This window comes from Rhodococcus sp. YH1, from assembly GCF_009939605.1.
In the GTDB taxonomy this organism is placed as follows: Bacteria; Actinomycetota; Actinomycetes; order Mycobacteriales; family Mycobacteriaceae; genus Rhodococcus; species Rhodococcus aetherivorans.
The window spans coordinates 1-22199 of sequence record NZ_WVTE01000010.1; the positions used below are offsets into that span (position 1 = coordinate 1).

Genomic DNA, 22199 nt, shown 5'->3' on the forward strand with positions numbered 1-22199 from the left:
CGAACTCCGACAGCCCGCCGTCGGGCGCCCGCACGCCGAGCGCACCGTAGCGGGCGCCGAGCAGCGCGACGGCCGCGGAGACGATGCGCTGCAGCATGGAGTCGAGTTCGAGGCCCGACCCGACGACGAGCACCGCCTCGAGCAGGCTCTGCATGCTCGCCGGGGTGGTAACGGTGTCGGTGAGCCGTTCACGGATCTCGGCGAGCAGTCCGTCGATGTCGGCGGTGTCGTCGATCGTGCCGTTGTCACCGGGAGCGCTCACACCCGTCAGCATAGGTGCACTCCTCGCGCGGCCCTGCGTGCCGGTCCGTGCACCGCGGCAAAAGGGGGCAACACGGCCGCAGCCCGTCGCCGGCGTGTGAGAATCCGCATATGGAGAACGGGCCCGGACGGGCCGGGTTCGACGGAGACGGGTGACGGCTGCCATGGGAGTTCCGCCGCGCGGTGCCGCGCTGTTCACCGACCTGTACGAGGTCACGATGGCGCAGGCCTATCTGGCTCTGGGAATGTCGGACACGGCCGTGTTCGAGACGTTCTTCCGCAAGCTTCCGCCGGGGCGGTCCTATGTGCTGGCCGCCGGCCTGCCCGACGTGCTCGATTTCCTCGAGGCGTTCCGGTTCGAGGAGGACGACCTGCAGTACCTGCGCGGCCTCGGCCTGTTCTCCGACGAGTTCCTCGAGCGGCTCGCCGGGGTGCGTTTCACCGGCGACGTGTGGGCCGTGCCGGAGGGCACCGTCGTCTTTCCGAACGAGCCGATCGTCCAGGTCGTCGCGCCGATCCTGGAGGCGCAGCTCGTCGAGACCTTCGTTCTGAACCGGATCCACCTGCAGTGTGTCCTCGCGAGCAAGGCCGCGCGGGTGGTCGAGGCCGCCCGCGGGCGGCTGGTGGTGGATTTCGGGGCGCGCCGGGCCCACGGCACCGACGCCGCCCTCGAGGTCGCCCGGACCAGCTACCTCGCGGGTGCGGCGGGAACCTCCAACCTGCGCGCGGCCAAGGAATACGGAATACCCGCGTTCGGCACGATGGCCCACAGCTTCGTCCAGGCGTTCGACGACGAGTTCGACGCCTTCGAGGCGTTCGCCCGGCTCAACCCCGGCACGACGTTGCTCGTCGACACCTACGACACACTCCGCGGCGTCGACCTGGTCGTCGAACTGGCCGAGCGACTGGGCGACCGGTTCGACGTGCGGGCGGTCCGGCTGGATTCCGGGGATCTCGGGGCGCTGTCGAAGGCGGCGCGCGCCCGGCTCGACGCGGCGGGTCTGCACGACGTCCGGATCTTCGCCTCGTCGGGCCTCGACGAGTACAGCGTGGCGGCACTGCTGGCCGACGGCTGTCCCATCGACGGCTTCGGGGTGGGCACCCAGCTCTCCGTCGCCCAGGACGCGCCCACGCTCGACATGGCATACAAGCTCGTCGAGTACGCCGGCGTCGGGCGGACGAAGCTGTCGAGCGGCAAGGTCCTCCCTCCCGGGCGCAAGCAGGTGTACCGCCGGGTCGACGACGGCGTCTTCGCAGGCGACATCATCGGCCGGCCCGACGAGAACCTCCCGGGTGAGGCGCTGCTGGTGCCCGTGATGCGGGGCGGGCGGCGGCTGTCGCAGTACGACGCCGGACTCGACGCGGCGCGACGGCGTGCACGGCAGCAGATCGACGCTCTTCCGCCGGCGCTTCGTTCCCTCGACGAGGCGGGAGCGCCGTATCCGGTAGCCGTGAGCGCACGGGTGCAGGACGATCTCGACCGGTTACGCCGGGCGCGGCAGACTCCCTGACCGGGGCCTGCCGCGTCGGGCGGGCGGAGGCCGCTTCGGGGCAACTCGCCGTGCCGACGGTGGCGTTCGCGCTCTTCGACCCAATGGATTTCGTTCGGCGCCTTTTCGGTGGGCAGCTGCGTTCATCCGTCTGCACCGGCGATGGTTGCGCGTCGGGACCGTCCTTGCTACCCCTGAGCAGATGAGGGAAGAAGCCGCGGGAGGTACGGAGGCCGGCACGGATCCGGTCGAAGCCGCCCGGCGAGCACTCGCCTCCGTGGGCACGTTCTTGATGTCGGCGGCAGACCTGTGGCGATCCATCGGTGCCGACGCCGATGCGTGGGTTCGGTTCTCCGCGCATTGGGAGGAGCTTGCGCCCGACCCGTACGCGGCAGAACAGGGCGTTCACCGGCTGCGGCGCTACGGCCGGTTCCGGTACCGGGCGGCCGACGGCGCGCTGGCGCCGACGGCGCACCGTGAATTCGTACAGCCTGACGACTCCAACGCCCTCTACCTCGCACGAGACCGCCATTTCGAACCGCTGACAGCCGCGTTCCTCGAAGATCCGCTGTTCGAGCGCACGGTGAAGCTGGTGGGCCGGATCGCGCCGGTCCTCGACGAGGCTCCCGAATGGACGGTCTGGGTGCATCCGTTCCGCGTGGTCGCAACGGCGGATGACGAGGGCCGGCCCACGCCCGAGGGCGTGCACCGCGACGGTGTCACGCTGGTCAGTTCCCTGTTGATCGGCGTCGACAATGCCCTCGGCGGCGAAAGTTCGGTGTTCGGCCCGGAGGGCGATCGCCTTCTGACGACGACCCTGCGCGAACCCGGCACCTTCCTCCTGGGCGACGACCGTTGCACCCGGCACGGTGTTTCGCCGATCCGAGCGGTCGACCGCGGCAAGCCGGCACGTAGGGACGTGCTGGTGGTCACCTGCGTACCGTCCTGATCGGCCTCTTGCGGCGGGACATGAGCACAAAGGCCGCCACCGCCACAGCGATCGGCAGGGCGCTGACAGTCAGCATGGTGAGTCGCACCGCGTCGGCCAAGTCCGCTCCGAGATCGAGACCGCCCACCTGCCGAAGCAAGTTCGGGTCGTACCCGGCGCCGCCGGGGCTCTGCGCCACCGCGCTACGCGCGGCATCCACGGCCTGCTCGCCCTGAGTCGCCGTCAGCCCGCGCGCCTCGGTGTCGGCCAGCCATTCTCGCTGGAAGAATACGTTGAGAAGCAGCAGGTACACGGTGGGCCCGAACGCATAGCCGGTCATCCCGAAGGCCAACTGCACGGAAGCCACCGTTCCGGACTGCCCGCTCGGCGCCTGGGAGAGCACCGTCTCGGACACCGATGTGGAGGTCACCATCGAGCCCAGGTTGTACAGCCATACGGCCGCCACGAGCAACCACAGCGCCATTGCCGGGTTGACCGTGCCCGCCATCAGCAGTCCGCCGGCTGCCATGAGCAGGAGGCCGACGACCATCACCGGTCTCGGCGAGAACTTCCCCACCAGGCTCCCGGACAAGACCACGAAACCGGCGATCAGCAGTGTGCCGGGGAGGAACAACAGGCCGATGGTCTCCGGTGACAGCGCGAGCACCACACTGCCGAACTGCCCCAGGACGATGCCGAGCCCTGCCATGAGAAAATTCAGCGTGAAGGCCGCCGCCAGAGCCACGCTGAAGGGCCGGCTTCCGAACAGAGCCAGGTCCAATGCCGGTTCGGGGGTGCGGTGTTCGTGGCGAACGAAAAGCACGGCGGCGACCACGCTGACGGCCAGCGGCAGCCATGTCTCGGGCCGGAAGACGCCGTTCTGCGCGGCTGCCAGTCCGATGACGAGTGCCAGGAGGGCCATACCGACCAGGATGACGCCGGCCACGTCCAGCCGGGCGCGATGCTGAACGGGCGTCTCCGGGACGTACCTCGCCGTCAGCAGAAGCGAGATCATGGCAAGCAGCGGTGCGACCAGGAACACAACTCGCCAGCCGACGGCCGCCACCGCCCAGCCCGTCAACGCCGGGAGTACCCCGCAGAGAACCATCTCGATGGCCACGAAAACGCCGATGGCCGTCGGCCGCTGCTTGTCCGTCACGGACGTCTTGAGCAGGGCCAGCGGCACTCCGAGCAGCGCCGTCATTCCCAATCCGTCCAACACGCGCATCGCAAGCAGAAAAGCGTAGTTGGGCGAGAGCATGGAGAGCAGATTGGCGACCGTGACGACGACCAGTCCCGACCTCAGCAAGCGTCGAAGCCCGAACGCGTCGCCAAGGTTGCCCGCGGCGAGGACGGCTGCGGCCATCACCAGCGTCGCCATACCGCCCAGCAATCCGACGACCTGCGGTGGCACGTCGAGGGCCCGGCTCACCTGCGGCAGATTCAGGCTCAGCACCAGCGGGTCGACGACCGTGATCGTGAAGGCGAGGGACAGGGCCAGGATGATCGGCAGGGTCCTCGCATTGGTCCGCAACCGAGACGTAGGCACCGCCCACCTCCCCTGCTCCCACGTCCGACCTGATCGACTCTAGCCCCGGCTTCCGCGTCCCGTCGGAGGTTGGAGGGCCGAACCGACGGCCTGACACCGGCCACAACGGCGGGTCGGCTCGTGGAGGATGCGACGGACCGCCCCGGCCGCCGTCGTCGAGGATCTACACGAGACCAGCCCCGGCCGGAGGGCAGCGGTCGCCGCCCTCCGGCCGGGCCCACGCCACCGACGCGTGACACCCGCGGCCGCGGGTGTCACGGCCGGGACGCCGTGTCCGAGAGCAGTCCGGACACGGCGTGCACGATCGGCGGTGCCGGATCGGTCTTCGCCTTGCCGAGGTCGTGCGCCGCGCCGGTCACCGGGACCAGCACGACGGGCGCCGGGATCAACGGCACCGCGGCGCGCAGTTCTTCCAGGGTGCCGAACGGGTCCCGGTCACCGTGGGCGAACACCGTCGGCACGGCGAGCGCGGGCAGATGCTCGGTGCGGGCCTTCCCGGGCTTGCCCGGCGGGTGCAGCGGATACGACAGCAGGACGAGCGCGTCCGCGACGTCGGGCTGCTCGGCGGCAAGTATCGACGTCTGCCGGCCGCCGTACGAGACGCCGCCGAGCACGAGTGGGCCGACTGTGCGGACCCGCATCGCCTCGGCCGCCGCCGCGATCCCGGCCCGGTCCTCCGCCGCCCGCGACGGCTGCGGCGGCCCCTTCGGCCGCCGGCGCCGGAACGGCAGGTCGAACCGCAACGCGAGGAACCCGGCGTCGGCGAACGCGTTGCACACCTGCCGCAGGATCGCCGCGTCGCAGTTGCCGCCGGCCCCGTGGGTCAGCGCCACCGCGCCGCGCGGGACACCGGCCGGGTGGTGCAGCACGCCGTGCACGGAATCGTCGTCGAGGTCCTCGGTCGTCACCGGCCCACGGTAGCCGGACGCGGACGCAGCACCGTGCGCCACAGGTGCACGAGCATCGCCGCGAACACCGCCGCCCACACCGTCACGGCCGCCCACAGTTCCGTCCTGCCGACCACCCCGACCCACGGCAACTCGTCGGCCTCGGCGAGGTAGACCCCGGCGACGCCGTACATCCCGAGCGGGAAGACCACCGACCACAGGCCCGGCTCGTAGCGCAGCCGGATGCGGTGGGTGCGGTGCCGCCACCACCCGGCGGCGACGAGGGCGGGCAGCAGCCACGTCGCGAACGCCCAGAACACCACCACCAGCCCGGCGACGAGTCCACGGGTGGCGTCGACCATCGGGGCCGACTCCATCGCCACGATGCGTGAGCCGGCCACCACGGTGATCGCCGCGGCGCCCATCGACACCCAGTACGACGGCGTGAGGTCCACCGGCCGGAGCGGATACTGCATCATCCGGGCCGCGACGAACACGCCCGCCGCGGCGTAGAGGAACAGGCCGACCGACCACGCGAACACGGCCACCAGCGACAGCGGCCGCCGCAGGTCGTCGTAGATCGGCTCGAGGGTGGCTGCGGCGAGCGCGACCGACTGGGCCGCGACCACCCACACGAACCAGCTGCCGTTGGCCTTGGCGATCACCGGGCGTCTGCGAGTGCCGAGCACCGCCGTCCAGGGAATCACATAGCCGAGCACGAGCCACGTCGCGGCCGCGCCGACGAGCAGGACCGCCGCCGTCGAGTGCCACCCGTCCATGGTCAGGCGGATCCCCAGCACGTTGCTGCCCGCGACGAACGTGAAGAACCCGAACGCGCGGCTCGCGTCGGTGAGGTCGGCGCGGACCTCGCCGCGGAACCGCACGAGCCGCCACCCGGTCAACACCAGCAGGACGGCGTAGGCGGCGACGGACACCAGCAGTAACGCGGCCGACACCGTGACCAGGCCCTGCAGGTGCATGCCGATCGACACGATGCCGGTCGCCATCACGAGCGCGAAGTAGCCGGGGTCGAGCGTGCGGGCACCCCCGCGGAGACCGTCGAGAACCGTCACAGCCGCACGCTACCGCCGTGGTGTCCTTCCGGATCTGCGCGGGTCCCGAACGACACCACTCACTTGACCAGCCGCGACAGCCGCCGGTCCGCGAGGATCTTCCCGCCGGTCTGGCACGTGGGGCAGTACTGGAAGGAACGTTCGGCGTAGGCGACCTCGCGGACGGTGTCGCCGCACTCCGGGCACGGCAGGCCCGTGCGGGCGTGTACCCGCATCCCGGACCGCTTCTCACCCTTGAGCCGCGCGGCATCCTGGCCCACGGAACGGCTCACGGCGTCGAGGAGCACCGTGCGCAGCGCGTCGTACAGCGCCTGCCGCTGCTCGTCGGTGAGCCGGCCCGCCGGCGCGAACGGCGACAGCCGGGCGACGTGCAGGATCTCGTCGGAGTAGGCGTTGCCGATCCCGGCGAGCACCTGCTGGTCGGTGAGGGCGGTCTTCAGGCGTGCGGTGCTGCCCGCCAGCCGCGCGGCCAGCTCGTCGGCGGTGACGGCCAGGGCGTCGGGACCGAGCCGGGCGATGCCGGGCACCTGCTGCGGACGGTCGGCGATCCACACGGCGAGGCGCTTGCGGGTGCCGGCCTCGGTGAGGTCGAAGGCGGGGGTGGCGGCGTCGGGGGTGAACAGGTGTACCCGCAGCGCGAGCGGCCCCCGGCCCAGCTTCGGCGGTGCCGGCGACGGGTTGTCCTGCCAGCGCAGCCACCCCGCCCGCGACAGGTGCGTGACGAGCCACAGACCGGCGCAGTCGACGGCCAGGAACTTCCCGAAGCGGGACACGCCGGTGACGTCGCGGCCCTGCAGCACGGTGATCGGCGGGTCGGCGGTCTGCAGGACACTGAGCGCCGCCACGTCGATCCGGCCGACGACGGCACCGACGGCGTGCTCGCGCAGGAACACCGCCAGGGCCTCCACCTCGGGCAGCTCGGGCATGGAGTCAGGCTATCGCCCGTGCGTGCTTCGGGCTGCCCCAACGACCACAACCACGCACGGGCGATAGCCTGTCGTGGTGACTGCCGTGCCGACCCCGTACGAAGACCTCCTCCGCCTGGTGCTCGACACCGGCACGCCCAAGGCCGACCGCACGGGCACCGGGACGCGCAGCCTGTTCGGGCACCAGATGCGCTTCGACCTCTCGCAGGGCTTTCCGCTGATCACCACCAAGAAGGTGCACCTGAAGTCCATCGTGTACGAGCTGCTGTGGTTCCTGCGCGGCGACTCGAACGTCAAGTGGCTACAGGAGCACGGCGTCACGATCTGGGACGAGTGGGCCGACGCCGACGGCGAGCTCGGTCCCGTCTACGGGGTGCAGTGGCGCTCCTGGCCCGCCCCCGACGGCGGGCACATCGATCAGATCACCAAGGCGATCGACACGATCCGCACCGACCCCGACTCGCGGCGCATCGTGGTCTCCGCGTGGAACGTCGGCGAGATCGACCGGATGGCGCTCGCGCCGTGCCACGCGTTCTTCCAGTTCCACGTCGCCGACGGCAAGCTCAGCTGCCAGCTGTACCAGCGCAGCGCCGACCTGTTCCTCGGCGTGCCGTTCAACATCGCCAGCTATGCGCTGCTGACCCACATGGTGGCCCAGCAGACCGACCTCGAGCCGGGCGAGTTCGTGTGGACGGGCGGGGACTGCCACATCTACGACAACCACGTCGAGCAGGTCACCGAGCAGCTCTCCCGCGCGCCCTACCCGTATCCCACCCTGGAGCTGAACCGGCGCGGGTCGATCTTCGACTACGAGTACGAGGACGTGCAGATCACCGGGTACCGGCACCACCCGCCGATCAAGGCGCCGGTCGCGGTATGACGGAGACGGGCGACATCGTCCTGATCTGGGCGCAGGACCGCGACGGCGGCATCGGCCGTGACGGCGCGATCCCGTGGCGCATCCCCGAGGACATGGCGCACTTCCGGGCCGCGACGACGGGTAAACCGGTGATCATGGGCCGGCTGACGTGGGAGTCGCTGCCGCCGCGGTTCCGGCCGCTGCCCGGCCGGCGCAACATCGTCGTCACCCGTGACCCGGCCTGGTCGGACGCGGGCGCCGAGGTGGCCCACGGCGTGCCGGAGGCCCTGGCGCTCGCCGACGGCGGTGACGTCTGCGTCATCGGCGGCGGCCAGATCTACGCGCAGGCCATGCCGCATGCGACGCGGCTGCTCGTCACGGAGGTGGACCTCGAGGTCGGCGCGGACGCCTTCGCCCCGCGGATCGGTCCCGGGTGGACGGCCGTGGACGTCGGCGCGCGGCAGGAATCCGGCGACGGAATCGGGTTCCGCTTCGTCCGGTACGCGCGAACCTGACCGGTGGCGCGCCCGGTGGGCCATACTGCGAGGGCGTACCCCGACCAGGAAGGGCTGCCATGGACAAGCTTTCCCTCACGGCTCTGGCGCGACAGCAACTGAAGCTGGCGGCGGCATCGAGCAGCGGCCGCAGCTCGCAGACGATCTTGGGCGGGCACGCCAAGCATCTGCGGCAGACGATGGTGGCACTGCTGGCCGGCCACGAACTCGCCGAGCACGACGGCCCCGGCGAGGGGTCGCTGCAGGTGCTCGGCGGGCGGCTGTCCCTGATCGCCGGCGACGACTCCTGGAAGGGCTCAACCGGCGACTACCTGGTGCTGCCTACCGTCCGGCACAGCGTCACCGCGCTCGAGGACGTCGTGTTCCTGCTGACCGTGGTCAAGTGACCGCTCCCGCCTGCGGCAGCGCGAGACCGCGGTAGCCGCGGTACCCGGCCCAGGCCAGCCGCCGCTCCCGCCACGGGTCGTACTCCACGCGCGTCGGGTCGTCGAAGATGACGGTGGCGCGGTCGCGCTCGTCGTAGCGCGGCCACGACGGCAGCGGCTCGCCCTCCTGCGCGAAGTGCAGCCACTGACGCTGCACCGTGTCGCTCACCGTGCGCAGCGCGCGCCGGCCCCCGGCGACCGTGACCACCCGGCCGAGCGCGGTGTCGGCCTGGCCGAACACGGCGAGCAGCTCGAACGCGTGGGTGGCGTGGAAGCCGGTCCAGCGCAGCAGCGGCGGCGCGTAGTCGAACCGGTAGCTGTAGGTGGGGGCGTGGCGGGCGTGGGCCTGGGCGATCTCGATCGAGGGATGCCAGAACGTGAGATCGCCGCCGAGATCGACGGCCGCGCGGGCCTCCGGGTAGCCGGGATAGGCCGCGACGACGCGCTCCTGGGCCGTGGGATCGGTGAGCCCGAACATCTGCTCGATGCGGAGCTGATTGGTGGGCAGCGCGTCGAGGACCCGCGGGAACAGCGTGCCCTCCCGCGCGTTGGTGCCGATGATCAGCGGAACCCGATGTGCGGCACCGGTTTCGTAGGCTTCGATCGGGGCGGTGGGTAGGTAGTCGCCGTCGATGACGGGACCGAACGCGTGCAGGCCGGGCGTCTGGTGCAGGATGCGCCCGCTGAGCCGCTGGGCGGCGCGGCCGAGCTCCGCCGGGGTCGCGGACTCGAGCGCCGCGACCGCGGAATCTCGTTCTGCGCCGAGCAGTTCGACGAAACGTCGCGCCCACTCGGCCGCGTGGTCGGCGTCGACGACGAGGTTCGGTGCCGAGCTCTGGGCGATGGCGCGGGCGAACAGTCCCGCGGCGGCGGGTGTGGCGAGCAGGGTGGTGACGGCGTTGCCGCCGGCGGATTCGCCGAAGATCGTGATGTTGTCGGGGTCCCCGCCGAAGGCGGCGATGTTGCGGCGCACCCATGCCAGCGCGGCGACCTGGTCGCGCAGCCCCAGGTTCGAGTCGAAAGGCCTTTCCGCCGTGGAGAACTGGGTGAAGTCGAGATAGCCGAGGCTGCCGAGCCGGTAGTTGATCGACACGTAGATGACGTCACCGCGGCGCACCAGCGATTCCCCGCCGTAGAGCGGCATCGCCGTGGTGCCCAGCGTGTAGGCGCCGCCGTGGATGAACACCAGCACCGCCCGCGGCGTCGCGGCGGGCGCCGCGGGCGCCAGCACGTTGAGCGTCAGGCAGTCCTCGCTCGCGGGCTGCTGCTTCCGGAAACCGATCGTCAGGCCGCGCGGGTGCTGGCTCGCCGCGGCGCCGAAGCGGGTGGCATCGCGTTCACCGGTCCACGGTTGCACCGGCTGCGGGGCGCGCAGCCGCAGCGGTCCCACCGGGGGTGCCGCGTAGGGGACGCCGCGCCAGGCGAGGAGGTCGCCGATGCGGGTGCCGCGCAGGGCGCCGTCGGGAACAGTGACAAGGGTCTCAGCCGCCATGCTCGAACTGTACGTGACGCCGAGTCATAGGTGCCGCGGTTACCAGTGCCGGCCGTGCAGCCCGTGGGCGGCGAGCTCGGCGTCGGTGTCCGCGCGCAGGGCGGCCCGGGTGGGGAAGTGCTCGTCGTCGAGCGCGACGAGGGCCAGGGTGTAGCGGTCGCCCTGCCGGCACAGGTACGCGGCGAGCCGGGTGGACGTCGAGGCCCGGGCGGTCGCGAGGCCCGGGTGGACGGCGCGGGTGGCGACGCCGGTGGTGCGGTGCGGGCCGAATCCGTCGAGCACCGGGGGCAGCGGCCCGATGTTGGAGCACAGCAGGTCCCGCTCGCCCGCCCCCGCGGCGAGGCGCGCGGCGAGCCGGTCGGGCAGCAGTTGCAGCACCTCGTCCGGCAGGCCGTGCGGCGCCCCCTCCCGGCGGCGGGTGTACGCCGCACGGGCGCGGTGGCGGATCGAGGCCGGGGTGTCGGACGCGTCGACCACCACCTCGGTCATCGTCACTCCGTTGCCGGCGCCGTCGTCGGGGAGGCCGGGGGCGGCGGTGCGGCCGTCGACGGGCACCGCGATCCGCAGCGGCCAGTCGAGCCCGGCGCGGTGGGCGATGCCCGCGGCGAGCGCGAGGAAGAGGGAGTTGGGGGTGCCGCCGGCCGCGTCCGCCGCGGTGTCCCACGCGGTCGCGTCGACGTCGAGCAGTGCCGTGCGGGCGGGGGAGCGGATCGGGCGGGGCCGCGGGGGCTTCTCGGTGGCGGGGGACCAGCGGGCCCGGAGCATGCCCCGGGCGACACGCCGGACCAGGCGCGCGGCGTCGCGCACGTCGGAGACGCGCGCCGGGTCGGACGGGCGGATCCGCTCGGCCAGCGCGTCGGCGACGGCGTCGATCAGGCCGCGCGCGTCGGCGAGCACGTGCGAGCACACCAGCGAGACGACGGTCCCGCCGCCCTCGACCCGGGTGGCGGTCAGCGCCCATCCCGGTCCGAGTTCGGGGTTGACGTCCACCTCCGCCTGCTGGTCCGCCCAGGCGAGGACGTCGGCGGCGGGGATCGGCTCGGGCGGGTAGCGCAGCGGGTAGCTGTGGTGACCCGGTTCGAGCCGGGGGCGCGCGCCGGGGACGTGCGGGCGCACGACGCGCCGGCCGAGGGGGCTGCGGCCGAGCGCGTCGTGCAGCGAGATCAGCAGGGGGGCGCCGACGGTGTCGCCGGTGCGCCACAGTCCCTGCAGGGCGACGGGCATGCCGAGGCCACGGTGTCTGTGCAGGAAGATCTCGTCCACCACGCTGAGCCGGTTCACCTCCCCGACGGTAGCCGCGATCCTTGACCCAAGCTATGAATCGAGGTTCAATTCTTTCGTGGCCTACCGCCGGACCCCCGCCGTGCAGCAACGGCTCGACGCGCAACGCGACGCGATCGCCGACGCCGCGGTGAGCCTGCTGTCCGAACGGGGCTACCAGGGCCTGTCCATCGCGGCCGTCGCCGAGCGGGCCGGCGTCGCCACCGGCAGCGTCTACCGGCACTACGTGGACAAGTCCGAGCTGATGGTGCGCATCTTCCGCAGCCTGTGCGGGCGGGAGGTCGACGCCGTGGTCGCCGCCGCCGAGACGGCATGGCCGGACGGCGCCGCCGCGCAGGTCGCCGCCGTCGTCGAGACCTTCGCCCGTCGCGCCATGCGCAACCCCACCCTGGCCTACGCCCTGCTCGCCGAACCCGTCGACGCGGCCGTCGACGCCGAGCGCCTGGTGCTGCGCCGCGCCTTCGCGGCCGCGTTCGAAGGGGCCGTCCGCCGGGGCATCGACTCGGGCGATCTCGCCCCCCGGAACGCGGCCCTCGCCGCCGCCGCCCTCGTCGGCGCTGTCGGCGAGGTCCTCACCGGTCCGCTGCAGTCCGGTGCGGCCGCCGCCGACATCGTTCCCGAACTCGTCGCATTCGCCCTACGCGCAATAGGAGCCCGACAGTGAATTCGCCCGCCCCCCACCCGGTGAACTTTCCCGCCACTCACGAGGTGTTCAACCAGGTCCCGGATCTGGTGCCCTACCAGGCGGCGGCGGACCCGGCGCTGCTCGAGGGCCTGCGCCGCGAGGGCGCGGCCTGGGCCGAGGACGAGGTCCGGGAGATCGGCGCGCTCGCCGGCGGTGTGCGCGCGCAGGACTGGGGCAGGCTCGTCAACGAGTACCCGCCCGTGCTGCGCACCCACGACCGCTACGGGCACCGCATCGACGAGGTCGAGTTCCATCCGCACTGGCACGACCTCATGACGGTGGCCGTCGAGCACGGCATGCACGCGGCGCCGTGGCGCGACCCCCGGGCCGGTGCGCACGTCGCCCGGGCCGCCAAGTTCTACGTGTGGGGCCAGGCGGAGGCGGGACACATGTGCCCGATCTCCATGACGTACGCCGTGATCCCGGCGCTGCGGCACAACCCGGAACTCGCCGCGACGTACGAGCCGCTGCTCGCCGCCCCGCACTACGACTTCGGGCTACGCGAACCGTCCACCAAGCGCGGCCTGATCGCCGGCATGTCCATGACCGAGAAGCAGGGCGGATCGGACGTGCGGGCCAACACGACGACGGCGACCCCCCAGGCGGACGGCAGCTATCGCATCGTCGGGCACAAGTGGTTCACCTCCGCCCCGATGTCGGACCTGTTCCTCACCCTGGCGCAGACCGGGAGCGGCGTCTCGTGCTTCCTGCTGCCGCGGGTGCTTCCCGACGGCAGCCGCAACCGCATCCACATCCAGCGGCTCAAGGACAAGCTCGGGAACAAGTCCAACGCCTCCTCCGAGATCGAATACGAGGGCGCAACCGGCTGGCTCGTCGGTGCGGAGGGCCGCGGCGTCAACACCATCATCGAGATGGTGAACATGACGCGCCTCGACTGCGTCATCGGCTCGGCGACCGGGATGCGCGCGGCGACATTGCGCGCGGTGCATCATGCCCGGCACCGGAAGGCGTTCGGCGCCCTGCTCGTCGACCAGCCGCTCATGCGGAACGTGCTCGCCGACCTGATCGTCGAGTCGGAGGCCGCGACGACCATGATGATGCGGCTCGCCGGCGCGACGGACCGCGCGTCGACCGATCCGCAGGAGGCGGCGCTGCGCCGCATCGCCCTCGCGGTCACCAAGTACTGGGTGTGCAAGCGCGCCCCCGCGCATGCCGCGGAGGCTCTCGAATGCCTCGGCGGCAACGGCTACGCCGAGGAATCCGGGATGCCGCGGCTGTACCGCGAGGCACCGCTCATGTCGATCTGGGAGGGCTCCGGCAACGTCGCCGCCCTCGACGCGTTGCGGGCGATGGTCAAGCAGCCCGAGACCGTGGACGCGTTCTTCGCCGAGCTGCGCCTCGCCGAGGGCGCCGACCCCCGGCTCGACGACGCCGTGGCCCGGGTCGGCAAGGAACTCGCCGACCTCGAGAACGTCGAATACCGGGCCCGCCGGATCGTGGAGCTGATGGCGCTGGTGCTGCAGGGGGCACAGCTTGTGCGCCACGGGCATCCCGCAGTCGCGGACGCCTTCTGCGCCACGCGGCTGGGCGACGACTGGGGCATCGCCCTGGGGACCATGCCGACCGGCGTGGACACCGCGGCGATTCTCGCGCGCATCTGAACAGTGACGATTCTCGCGCGCATCCGACCGGCGACGATCCGCAGGGGCATACTGGGGTAACGACAACGATCGTCGAGCGAGGCCGGAGCCCCTCATGATCAGCAGCAGCGAATGGCGGGAGTGGGGGGTCCCGGTCGAGGTGGCCGTCACCGAGTGCGCCGCACTGGTGGAGGCCGAAACGCTGGTGCGCGCCGCGATCGCAGAATCCGAGGCGGCCTGCAACCCCCTGCGCGGCGACGCGGAGATCCACGAGGTCAATCTCGCCCAGGGCATTCCCGTGCAGGTCAGTCCGCGGCTGTCGGCGCTGCTGCGCTCGGCGCTCTGGGTCGCCCGGATGACCGACGGGGCGGTGAGCCCCCTGTCGGCCGACGACGCGGGAATCGACGAGGAGGCCACCCCGCCCATCCATCCGCTTCCGGACTACAGCGACATCCACCTCGACGGCGAGACCGTGCTGGCCCCGTTCGGCGTCAACCTCGACATCACCGAAACGGCCAGGGCCGACACGGCCGATCGGGCCGCCGCGACCGTCGCACGCAGTCTCGAATGCGGTGTCCTGGTGCGCATGGGCGACGTGACGGCCACCGCCGGTCACAGCCCCGCCGGGGGCTGGCAGGTGGTCATCCCCGGAGCCGGCACGGTCGAACTTCCGGCGGGCAGCGCGATGGCGACGCGCGTGCGCGCCGCCGAACCCGACGAGGTGGAAGAGAACGGCGGTAACGACGTCTCCGGGCGGTGGGCGCAGGTGACCGTCATCGCCGGGGACGCGCTGTGGGCCGACGCCGCGGCCGCGGCGGCGCTGCGCCGCGGGGCGCCGGCGGTGCGGTGGCTCGAGCAGTACGATCTCGCCGCCCGGCTCGTGGACAGCGGCGGCCGGGTGCACACGACGCGCCGCTGGTCCCGCCCGCACGCCGCCTGAGCGGCGGAGCTTGCGCCCGAATCGGTGAGCTTGCCCCCGTTTCCGCAGTCGGAAACCGGTGCAAGCCCGCCGTGACGGGTGCCTGCTCTACTTCTGACGCCACCGCCGGATGGTGCGGACGAGGGTGTCGGTGGAGGTGTCGCCGGTGTCCGGGTCCGCCGCGCCGGTCAGGGCCGGTGCCAGGGCCAGGGCCTGGGTCTTGCCGAGTTCGACGCCCCACTGGTCGAACGAGTCGATGCCCCAGATCACGCCCTGGACGAAGGTCTGATGCTCGTACAACGCGATCAACTGGCCCAGCGTCGCCGGGGTCAACGCCGGGGCGAGCAGGGTGGTCGAGGGCCGGTTGCCGGGCATCACCTTGTGCGCCACCAACCCCGGGTCGGTGCCGTCGGCGGCGACCTCGGCCGCGGTGCGCCCGAACGCGAGCACCTTGGCCTGGGCGAGCATGTTCGCCAGCAGGATCTGGTGCATGCTGCCGGTGCCGTCCCGGGTGGGCAGGTCCTCGAGCGCGGCGGCGAACCCGACGAAATCCGCCGGGATCAGCCGGGTGCCCTGGTGCAGCAACTGGTAGAACGCGTGCTGCCCGTTGGTGCCCGGCTCCCCCCAGAAGATCTCCCCGGTGTCGTGGTCCACCGCGGTGCCGTCCCGCCGCACGCTCTTGCCGTTCGACTCCATGGTCAGCTGCTGCAGATACGCCGGCAGCCGGGCCAGGTCCTGACTGTAGGGCAGCACCGCCCGGGACTGGGCGCCGAGCACCGACGCGTACCACACCCCCAGCAGCCCGAGCAGCACCGGCGCGTTCGCCTCCAGCGGGGCGGTGGCGAAGTGCTCGTCGACGGTGTGCATCCCGGCGAGGAACTCGGCGAACCGCACCGGGCCGATCGCGCACATCACCGCCAGCCCGATCGCCGAGCCCACCGAGTACCGCCCGCCCACCCAGTCCCAGAACCCGAACATGTTCGCCGGGTCGATGCCGAACTCGGCGACCTTGCTCGCGTTGGTGGACACCGCCACGAAATGCGCCGCGACGGCGTCCTCGCCGAGGGCTTCGACCAGCCAGCGCCGCGCGGCGGTGGCGTTGGTGAGGGTTTCGACGGTGGTGAACGTCTTCGACGCCACCACGAACAGCGTGGTGGCCGGGTCCAGGCCGGTCAGCTGCGCGGTCAGATCCGCCGGGTCGATGTTGGCGACGAACCGCACCGCCGGGCCGTCGGCGTAGTGCCGCAACGCCCGCGCCACCATCGCCGGGCCCAGATCCGAGCCGCCGATCCCGAGGTTCACCACCGTGGCGATCGGCTCGCCGGTGGCGCCGCGCCAGGTGCCCGAGCGGACCTTCTCGGCGAAGCCGGCCATCGCGTCGAGCACGGTGTGCACCTCGGCGACCACGTCGGTGCCGTCCACGGTCAGCGTCGCCGACCGCGGCAACCGCAGCGCGGTGTGCAGCACCGCCCGGTCCTCGGTGGTGTTGATCCGGTCCCCGGCGAACATCGCATCGCGGCGGGCCTCGAGCCCACACGCCCGGGCCAGCTCCAGCAGCAACCCCACCGTGGTGTCGGTGATCCGATGCTTGCTGTAGTCGATGTACCACTCCCCGACGGTCAGCGAGAACCGCTGCGCCCGGCCCGGATCCGCCGCGAACAACCCCCGCAGATCCACCGCCTCGAGCTCCGAACGGTGCTGGGACAGCTGCTGCCACGGCGCCGTGCCGGTGAGTGTAGTTGTGGCCGTGTTCATTCGGACTTTCCTTCCTCAGGCCAGCGCCCGCAGGCGGGGAGCGAGATCCTTCTCGAACAGGTCGAGGAAGCGCCGCTGATCGTGCCCCGGCGCGTGGAACACCAGATGGTTCAGCCCCGCGTCGACATACGCCGCGACCTTCTCCACCGCCTCGTCCGGATCCGACGCCACGATCCACCGCTTGGCCACCTGCTCGATCGGCAGCGCATCGGCCGCCGCCTCCATCTGCACCGGATCGTCGATGCTGTGCTTCTGCTCCGCCGTCAGCGACAACGGCGCCCAGAACCGGGTGTTCTCCAGCGCCCGCTCCGGATCGGTGTCGTAGGAGATCTTGATCTCGATCATCTTGTCGATCGCCCCGGCGTCCCGCCCGGCCTTGCCCGCACCCTCGGCCACCGCCGGCAACAACTTCCCGGTGTAGAGCTCCATCCCCTTACCCGAGGTGCAGATGAACCCGTCCCCCGCCCGGCCCGCATACCGCGCCACCACCGGACCCCCCGCCGCGATGTACACCGGGATCCCGCCGGCGGGCACGTCGTAGATCGACGCCCCCTTCGTGGTGTAGTACTCCCCGTCGAAGTCGACCCGCTCCCCGGTCCACAGCTCGCGCATCAGGGCCACCGATTCCCGCAACCGCGCGAACCGCTCCTTGAACTCCGGCCACACCCCCGCATACCCGGTGGCGATCTCGTTGAGCGCCTCCCCGGTGCCGACCCCGAGCATCACCCGCCCCGGATACAGGCACCCCATCGTCGCGAACGCCTGCGCGATCACCGCCGGGTTGTACCGGAACGTCGGGGTCAGCACCGAGGTCCCCAACTGCAACCGCGAGGTACGCTCACCGACCGCGGTCATCCACGCCAACGAGAACGGCGCATGCCCCCCGTTGTGCCGCCACGGCTGGAAATGATCCGACACCGTCGCCGAATCCATCCCGTGTTCCTCCGCCAGCACCGCCAGCTCCACCAGCTCCCGCGGCCCGAACTGCTCCGCCGACGCCTTGTACCCCAACTTCAGACCCTGCGACACCACCAACTCCTCGTCGTCGGAAACCTCGGAAACGACGGCAGGACGCGCCGCGGCACGCAGCCGCGAGTGCGCGTCCTGCCGTTGCCGTTTCCCGTTACTTGATGGCGAAACCGCGATAGCCTTCGGCCGCGACGTCGTCGCAGATCTCGCGGTAGGTGTTGAGCCCACCGACGTAGGACATGATCACCCGCGGCTTGCCCGGCACATTGGCGCCCGTGTACCACGAGTTGCCCTCGGGATAGAGCGTGCCCTTCGCCAGTTCGTTGTTGAGCTCGGTCCAATCGTGCGTATACGGCTCGAGCGCCTCGAACCGGCGGGCGCCGCGCTGCTCGAGACGTTCGATGCAGTCGGCGGTCCACTCCACGTGCTGCTCGATCGCGCACACCACGTTGGTGAGCACGTTCGGGCTTCCGGGACCGGTGAGCATGAACATGTTCGGGAACCCGTCGACCGCGATCCCGAGGTACGTGACGGGTCCGTCCTGCCACTTCTCCCGCAGCGTCTCGCCGCCGACACCGGAGATGTCCATCTTCAGCAGCGGACCGGTGATCGCGTCGAACCCCGTGGCGAGGATCACCGCGTCGAGTTCGTGCTCCGTTCCCCCGGCCCGGATGCCCTTGTCCGTGAACTCCTCGAGCGGCGCTTCGCGGAGGGAGACGAGCTCGACGTTCTCCCGATTGAAGGTCTGGAAGTAGTTGGTGTCGAGCGTGATCCGCTTGGCACCCAGCGGGTAGGTCCGCGGTGACAGGTGTTCGGCGAGCTCGGGGTCCTGCACCACCGCGCGGATCTTGCTGCGGAAGAACTCGGCGATGGTCTCGTTGGCCTCCCGGTTGGTGAACAGGTCGGGGTAGGCGGCGATGAGGTCGATCGCCCGGTGCCGGTTCCACCGCTCCTCGTAGACCGCCCACCGCTCCTCGGGGGAGTGGTCGAGCGCGCCGACCTCGAGGGTGTCGGTGTACTGGCCCGACGGTGTGGTCTTCGAGGTCGCCTTGAAAGTCTCGATGTTCTCCTTGAACTCCCGCTTCTCGTCCTCGGTGAGGGGGCGGTTGCCGCAGTCGAGGCTGAACGCCGGAGTCCGCTGGAACACGGTCAGTTTCTCGGCCTGCTCGGCGACGAGCGGGATCACCTGGACGCCGGACGAACCGGTGCCGATCACCCCGACCCGCTTGCCGGTGAAGTCGACGCCCTCGCGTGGCCAGTCGGCCGTGTGGTACGTCGCACCGCGGAAGTTGTTCAGGCCCGGGAAGTCCGGCGTCTGCGACGTGGACAGACAGCCGACCGCGGTCACGAAGTACTTGGTGACGGCGACGTCACCGGAGTCGGTGGTGATCGTCCATCGGTCGGTGTGGTCGTCGAACCGGGCCGAGTCGACCCGGGTCCGGAACCGGAAGTGCTTCTTCACGTCGAGCCTGTCGGCGGCGAAGTTCAGGTAGCGCAGGATCTCCGGCTGGGCGGGATAGCGCTCGGTCCACTCCCACTCGTCGATCAGCTCGGGCGAGAAGGTGTAGGCGTATTCCATGCTGATGCAGTCGCATCGAGCGCCGGGATAGCGGTTCCAGAACCAGGTGCCGCCCACACCTTCGGCGGCCTCGAAGGCGCGGACCGTCAGCCCCATCTCCCGCAGCCGGTGCACCATGTAGATGCCGGAGAAGCCGGCACCGACCACGATCGCGTCGAACTCCTCGGCGGTGTTCTCGGTACCCATGCCGTTCTCCGTCCGATCGGTACCCATGCCGTTCTCCGTCCGATCGGGGCTCATCGGGCGATGTCCGCGCCGGCGAGCACGTCCTCGACCGCCTCGACGACGTAGTCCATGCCGTCCTTCGCGCCCGGCAGGATGTTCACGAACTGGAAGAATCCGTGCATCTGCCCGGTGAACACCTTCTCGCGCAGTGGCACTCCGGCCGAGCGGAGCGCCTGCGCGTACTTACGGCCCTCGTCGTGCAGGACGTCGTGCTCGGCGATCAGCACCGCGGCCGGGGCGACACCGTCGAACGATTCCGCGTTGATCGGGGCGACCTCCCAGCGGGTGCGGTCCTTCGCCTCGGGCACGTACAGGTCCCAGAACCACACCATCGCGTCCCGGGTGAGCATGAGCTCGTTCGCGGGGTCGAGGTAACTGGGTGTGTCGAAGTCGCAGTCGATGACGGGGTAGGCGAGGAACTGCAGGGCGAGTTCGGGACCGTTCTCCCGGGCGGCGCGCTGCGCGACCACCGCGGCGAGGTTGCCGCCGGCACTGTCACCGCCCACGATCAGCGGGGCGTCCGCGGCCGCGTAGGTGGCACGGTTCGCCGCGAGCCACTGCACCGCGGTCCACGCGTCGTCGGCGGCGGACGGGAACACGTGCTCGGGAGCGAGCCGGTAGTCGACGAGGGCGACGACGCAGCCGGTGCGCTCGGCGAGCTGACGGCCGAGCGTGTCGTACCCGTCGAGGCTCCCGACCACCCAGCCCCCACCGTGCAGGTAGGCGATGACGCCGCGGGCGTTGTCGGTCGGCACCAGGAGCCGGATCGGCAGTTGGTGACCGTCCGGAGTCGGCACGGTGCGGTTTTCCACCCGGGTCATCTCCGGGCCGTCGCCGTAGAGCGGCGTGAAGCCTTCGCTCATCGCGCGGGCCTCCTGCGGGGCCATCTCGTGCAGGGGCGGACCGCCTGCCTTCGCCATCTCGGCAAGAAACGCGGTGGTGGCCGGGTCGAGGGCCATGGCATCTCCTTCGTGTGCGGCATGGGTTTCGACAGACGTCGACGACTCCCGATCGGATGCGCAGAGTCGGCGCCCAGCGAGTGATGCACATCACCATAACCATACGCATGATTATTTGCAATACCGGCGCGCTAGGGCCTTTATCTATGCGCATGATTGGTCTAGCTTGGAAGCGAGAGTTCCGGGGCATCTCCCCGCATCTACTACGGAAGGCCACCGACCATGACTGCCGGAAACCAGGACACCGCGCTGCAGAGCCCTATCGACACCGTCGTCTCCGACCGTGCCTTCCTCGAGTGCCCCCGCTGGCACGACGGACGGGTATGGGTCTCGGATCTCTATCGGCACGAGGCGATCTCGATCGGCGCCGACGGTGCGGTGACCGTCGAGGCCACCCTCCCCGGCGACGAGCCGTCCGGCCTCGGCTGGCTGCCCGACGGCCGCCTGCTGATCACCGCGATGGAGTCCGGGCGGATCATGCGCCGCGAGCACGACGGCGAGATCGTCGTCCACGCCGACCTCTCGTCGGTCGCCACCGGCAAACTCAACGACATGGTGGTCGCCGAGGACGGCACCGCGTACGTGGGCAGTTTCGGCTTCGAGTTCAAGCGCGACACCCCGATCGCGCCGGCCAACCTGATCCGTGTCGCGCCCGACGGGTCCTTCACCGTCGAGGCCTCGGATCTCCGCTTCCCCAACGGCATGGTGATCACCCCCACCGGCACGCTGATCGTCGCGGAAAGCATGGGCAACAAGCTGACTGCGTTCGACATCGGTTCCGACGGCCGGCTCGGCGGGCAGCGCACCTGGGCCGCGTTCGGTCCGGACCTGCCCACCGACTCCGTCAAGGCCGCGATGAGCGCCGCGGCGGTCGCGCCGGACGGCATCTGCCTCGACAGCGACGGTGCGGTGTGGGTCGCCGACGCCCTCAACCGGCGGGTCATCCGCGTCGAGGAGGGTGGCGCGATCACCGGCGAGGTCGTGTTCCCGACCGGGGTGTTCGCGTGCATGCTCGGCGGCCCGGAGGGCAACACCCTCTACGCCTGCGCCGCGCCGAACTCCTCGGAGGCCGCCCGTCGTCACACGCGCGACGCGAGCCTGCTCGCCACCCGCGTCGGCGCCACCCACGGCGGTCGCCCGTAGGACGGCCCCCAGGACATGGGGAAGGGCGGCGATTCGTCGAATCGCCGCCCTTCCCTGTTGTTCGGCTCGATCAGTACGGCGCGTACGCCGCCGCGGAGGCCGGCTGGTCCAGCACGCGGTCCACGGTGATGCGCTTGCGTTCGATGAGCAGTGTCCCTTCACGCTCGGCGAACGTGTCGGCGTAGCGCCCGTACAGCCGCTGCGTGCCCTCGGGGCCGGCCACCGTGGCCTCGAAGTACGCGTCGACCCGCACCCGGCCGCCGCCCTCGTCGGACACGCGGACGTTGGTGATCGCGTGGCGGGAGAACTCCGCGCCGGACTCGGCGAAGGCACGGTAGACGCCGAGGAACTCCTCCGGGCCCGCATCCTCCTTGCCGTTCTGGGTGATCGAGACGTCCTCGGTGATCAGCGCGCGCAGGGCGTCGAGGTCGCCCTCGTCCACGGCGGTCGCGTACGCGTACATCACGTCCTCCGCGCGGCGCGCGAGATCGGGAGAAACCGCAGTCATATCGGGTCCTTCGCTTTCGTCGTGGGTCAGGGAAGCTGGATCAGCTTGGTTTCGAAGAACGCGTCGAAGCCCTCGATGCCGCCCTCGCGGCCGAGACCGGACTGCTTGTAGCCGCCGAAGGGCTGCACGACGCACATCGCGTAGCCGTTGACGGAGATCTGGCCGGTGCG

At 71.1% G+C, this 22199-nt stretch carries 21 protein-coding genes and 1 pseudogene; 9 read left to right on the forward strand and 13 right to left on the reverse strand.

The genetic code is table 11. The annotated features are described in order from the left end of the window. Nucleotides 1-274, reverse strand: a pseudogene (locus tag AIIKEEIJ_RS01005) (histidine kinase); the annotation flags it as partial. Between the two features lie 151 nt (nucleotides 275-425). Between AIIKEEIJ_RS01005 and AIIKEEIJ_RS01010 the strand changes: the two are divergent. Both AIIKEEIJ_RS01010 and AIIKEEIJ_RS01015 read left to right on the forward strand, forming a co-directional pair. After that, on the forward strand, nucleotides 426-1772 hold the full coding sequence (locus AIIKEEIJ_RS01010; protein ID WP_161994726.1) for a nicotinate phosphoribosyltransferase: 1347 nt from the start codon (nucleotides 426-428) through the stop codon (nucleotides 1770-1772). A 181-nt stretch (nucleotides 1773-1953) separates the two neighbouring features. Next, nucleotides 1954-2700, forward strand: coding sequence for a 2OG-Fe dioxygenase family protein (locus AIIKEEIJ_RS01015; protein WP_072634552.1), 747 nt, complete (start codon nucleotides 1954-1956; stop codon nucleotides 2698-2700). On the opposite strand, the gene AIIKEEIJ_RS01020 is transcribed toward AIIKEEIJ_RS01015, so the two are convergent. The 4 genes from AIIKEEIJ_RS01020 to AIIKEEIJ_RS01035 all read right to left on the reverse strand — a co-directional run bounded on the left by AIIKEEIJ_RS01020 (nucleotide 2681) and on the right by AIIKEEIJ_RS01035 (nucleotide 7114). Beyond that, complete coding sequence (locus tag AIIKEEIJ_RS01020) at nucleotides 2681-4213, reverse strand: MFS transporter (protein ID WP_029541955.1); 1533 nt, start codon at nucleotides 4211-4213, stop codon at nucleotides 2681-2683. The two genes, AIIKEEIJ_RS01015 and AIIKEEIJ_RS01020, sit on opposite strands and share 20 nt — an antisense overlap. A 269-nt stretch (nucleotides 4214-4482) precedes the next feature. Beyond that, nucleotides 4483-5178: an alpha/beta family hydrolase gene (locus AIIKEEIJ_RS01025; RefSeq protein WP_161994714.1), complete on the reverse strand. Its 696-nt coding sequence runs from the start codon at nucleotides 5176-5178 to the stop codon at nucleotides 4483-4485. Beyond that, a complete protein-coding gene (locus AIIKEEIJ_RS01030) occupies nucleotides 5133-6188 on the reverse strand; it encodes a tellurite resistance/C4-dicarboxylate transporter family protein (RefSeq protein WP_006933256.1) in 1056 nt (351 codons plus the stop codon). The genes AIIKEEIJ_RS01025 and AIIKEEIJ_RS01030 overlap by 46 nt, the downstream gene beginning before the upstream one ends. Nucleotides 6189-6247: 59 nt before the next feature. After that, a complete protein-coding gene (locus AIIKEEIJ_RS01035) occupies nucleotides 6248-7114 on the reverse strand; it encodes an Fpg/Nei family DNA glycosylase (RefSeq protein ID WP_029541959.1) in 867 nt (288 codons plus the stop codon). 85 nt (nucleotides 7115-7199) lie between these two features. Here AIIKEEIJ_RS01035 and AIIKEEIJ_RS01040 point away from each other — a divergent pair, with 85 nt between their 5' ends. From AIIKEEIJ_RS01040 to AIIKEEIJ_RS01050, 3 genes are read left to right on the forward strand one after another with little or no spacing between them, the layout of a single operon-like run. Then, complete coding sequence (locus tag AIIKEEIJ_RS01040; RefSeq protein WP_006933254.1) at nucleotides 7200-7994, forward strand: thymidylate synthase; 795 nt, start codon at nucleotides 7200-7202, stop codon at nucleotides 7992-7994. Next, complete coding sequence (locus tag AIIKEEIJ_RS01045) at nucleotides 7991-8488, forward strand: dihydrofolate reductase (protein ID WP_161994715.1); 498 nt, start codon at nucleotides 7991-7993, stop codon at nucleotides 8486-8488. The genes AIIKEEIJ_RS01040 and AIIKEEIJ_RS01045 overlap by 4 nt, the downstream gene beginning before the upstream one ends. 59 nt (nucleotides 8489-8547) lie before the next feature. Further along, nucleotides 8548-8874, forward strand: coding sequence for a cupin domain-containing protein (locus tag AIIKEEIJ_RS01050; protein WP_006933250.1), 327 nt, complete (start codon nucleotides 8548-8550; stop codon nucleotides 8872-8874). Here AIIKEEIJ_RS01050 and AIIKEEIJ_RS01055 read toward each other — a convergent pair. Beyond that, complete coding sequence (locus tag AIIKEEIJ_RS01055; protein ID WP_161994716.1) at nucleotides 8867-10405, reverse strand: carboxylesterase/lipase family protein; 1539 nt, start codon at nucleotides 10403-10405, stop codon at nucleotides 8867-8869. The genes AIIKEEIJ_RS01050 and AIIKEEIJ_RS01055 overlap by 8 nt on opposite strands. Before the next feature lie 39 nt (nucleotides 10406-10444). Beyond that, on the reverse strand, nucleotides 10445-11686 hold the full coding sequence (locus tag AIIKEEIJ_RS01060) for a hypothetical protein (RefSeq protein WP_161994717.1): 1242 nt from the start codon (nucleotides 11684-11686) through the stop codon (nucleotides 10445-10447). A 58-nt stretch (nucleotides 11687-11744) separates the two neighbouring features. On the opposite strand from AIIKEEIJ_RS01060, the gene AIIKEEIJ_RS01065 reads away from it, so the two are divergent. The 3 genes from AIIKEEIJ_RS01065 (at nucleotide 11745) to AIIKEEIJ_RS01075 (ending at nucleotide 14912) form a co-directional block, all read left to right on the forward strand. Continuing rightward, nucleotides 11745-12350 carry a TetR family transcriptional regulator gene (locus tag AIIKEEIJ_RS01065; protein WP_161994718.1) on the forward strand — a complete coding sequence of 202 codons (606 nt, stop codon included), beginning with the start codon at nucleotides 11745-11747 and terminating at the stop codon, nucleotides 12348-12350. A 20-nt stretch (nucleotides 12351-12370) separates the two neighbouring features. After that, nucleotides 12371-13993, forward strand: coding sequence for an acyl-CoA dehydrogenase family protein (locus AIIKEEIJ_RS01070; RefSeq protein WP_044475732.1), 1623 nt, complete (start codon nucleotides 12371-12373; stop codon nucleotides 13991-13993). Nucleotides 13994-14087: 94 nt separating this feature from the next. Beyond that, nucleotides 14088-14912: an FAD:protein FMN transferase gene (locus AIIKEEIJ_RS01075; RefSeq protein WP_161994719.1), complete on the forward strand. Its 825-nt coding sequence runs from the start codon at nucleotides 14088-14090 to the stop codon at nucleotides 14910-14912. A gap of 87 nt (nucleotides 14913-14999) precedes the next feature. Here the strand turns inward: AIIKEEIJ_RS01075 and pgi are convergent, their stop codons facing one another. The 4 genes from pgi to AIIKEEIJ_RS01095 all read right to left on the reverse strand — a co-directional run bounded on the left by pgi (nucleotide 15000) and on the right by AIIKEEIJ_RS01095 (nucleotide 20378). Then, nucleotides 15000-16646: a glucose-6-phosphate isomerase gene (pgi, locus tag AIIKEEIJ_RS01080; protein WP_161994720.1), complete on the reverse strand. Its 1647-nt coding sequence runs from the start codon at nucleotides 16644-16646 to the stop codon at nucleotides 15000-15002. 15 nt (nucleotides 16647-16661) lie between these two features. After that, complete coding sequence (gene fgd / locus AIIKEEIJ_RS01085) at nucleotides 16662-17675, reverse strand: glucose-6-phosphate dehydrogenase (coenzyme-F420) (RefSeq protein ID WP_161994721.1); 1014 nt, start codon at nucleotides 17673-17675, stop codon at nucleotides 16662-16664. 94 nt (nucleotides 17676-17769) lie between these two features. Next, on the reverse strand, nucleotides 17770-19380 hold the full coding sequence (locus tag AIIKEEIJ_RS01090; protein WP_161994727.1) for an NAD(P)-binding protein: 1611 nt from the start codon (nucleotides 19378-19380) through the stop codon (nucleotides 17770-17772). Nucleotides 19381-19430: 50 nt separating this feature from the next. After that, nucleotides 19431-20378 (reverse strand): alpha/beta hydrolase fold domain-containing protein, encoded by a 948-nt coding sequence (locus tag AIIKEEIJ_RS01095; protein WP_161994722.1) that lies wholly within the window; start codon nucleotides 20376-20378, stop codon nucleotides 19431-19433. 222 nt (nucleotides 20379-20600) lie between these two features. Here AIIKEEIJ_RS01095 and AIIKEEIJ_RS01100 point away from each other — a divergent pair, with 222 nt between their 5' ends. Next, a complete protein-coding gene (locus AIIKEEIJ_RS01100; protein ID WP_161994723.1) occupies nucleotides 20601-21521 on the forward strand; it encodes an SMP-30/gluconolactonase/LRE family protein in 921 nt (306 codons plus the stop codon). 70 nt (nucleotides 21522-21591) lie between these two features. On the opposite strand, the gene AIIKEEIJ_RS01105 is transcribed toward AIIKEEIJ_RS01100, so the two are convergent. Together AIIKEEIJ_RS01105 and AIIKEEIJ_RS01110 are read right to left on the reverse strand one after the other, a co-directional pair. Next, entirely contained in the window at nucleotides 21592-22029 is a 438-nt protein-coding gene (locus AIIKEEIJ_RS01105) for a nuclear transport factor 2 family protein (RefSeq protein ID WP_161994724.1), read from the reverse strand. Between the two features lie 26 nt (nucleotides 22030-22055). Continuing rightward, nucleotides 22056-22199: aldehyde dehydrogenase family protein (locus tag AIIKEEIJ_RS01110; RefSeq protein WP_161994725.1), on the reverse strand; the 144-nt coding region annotated here is incomplete at its 5' end.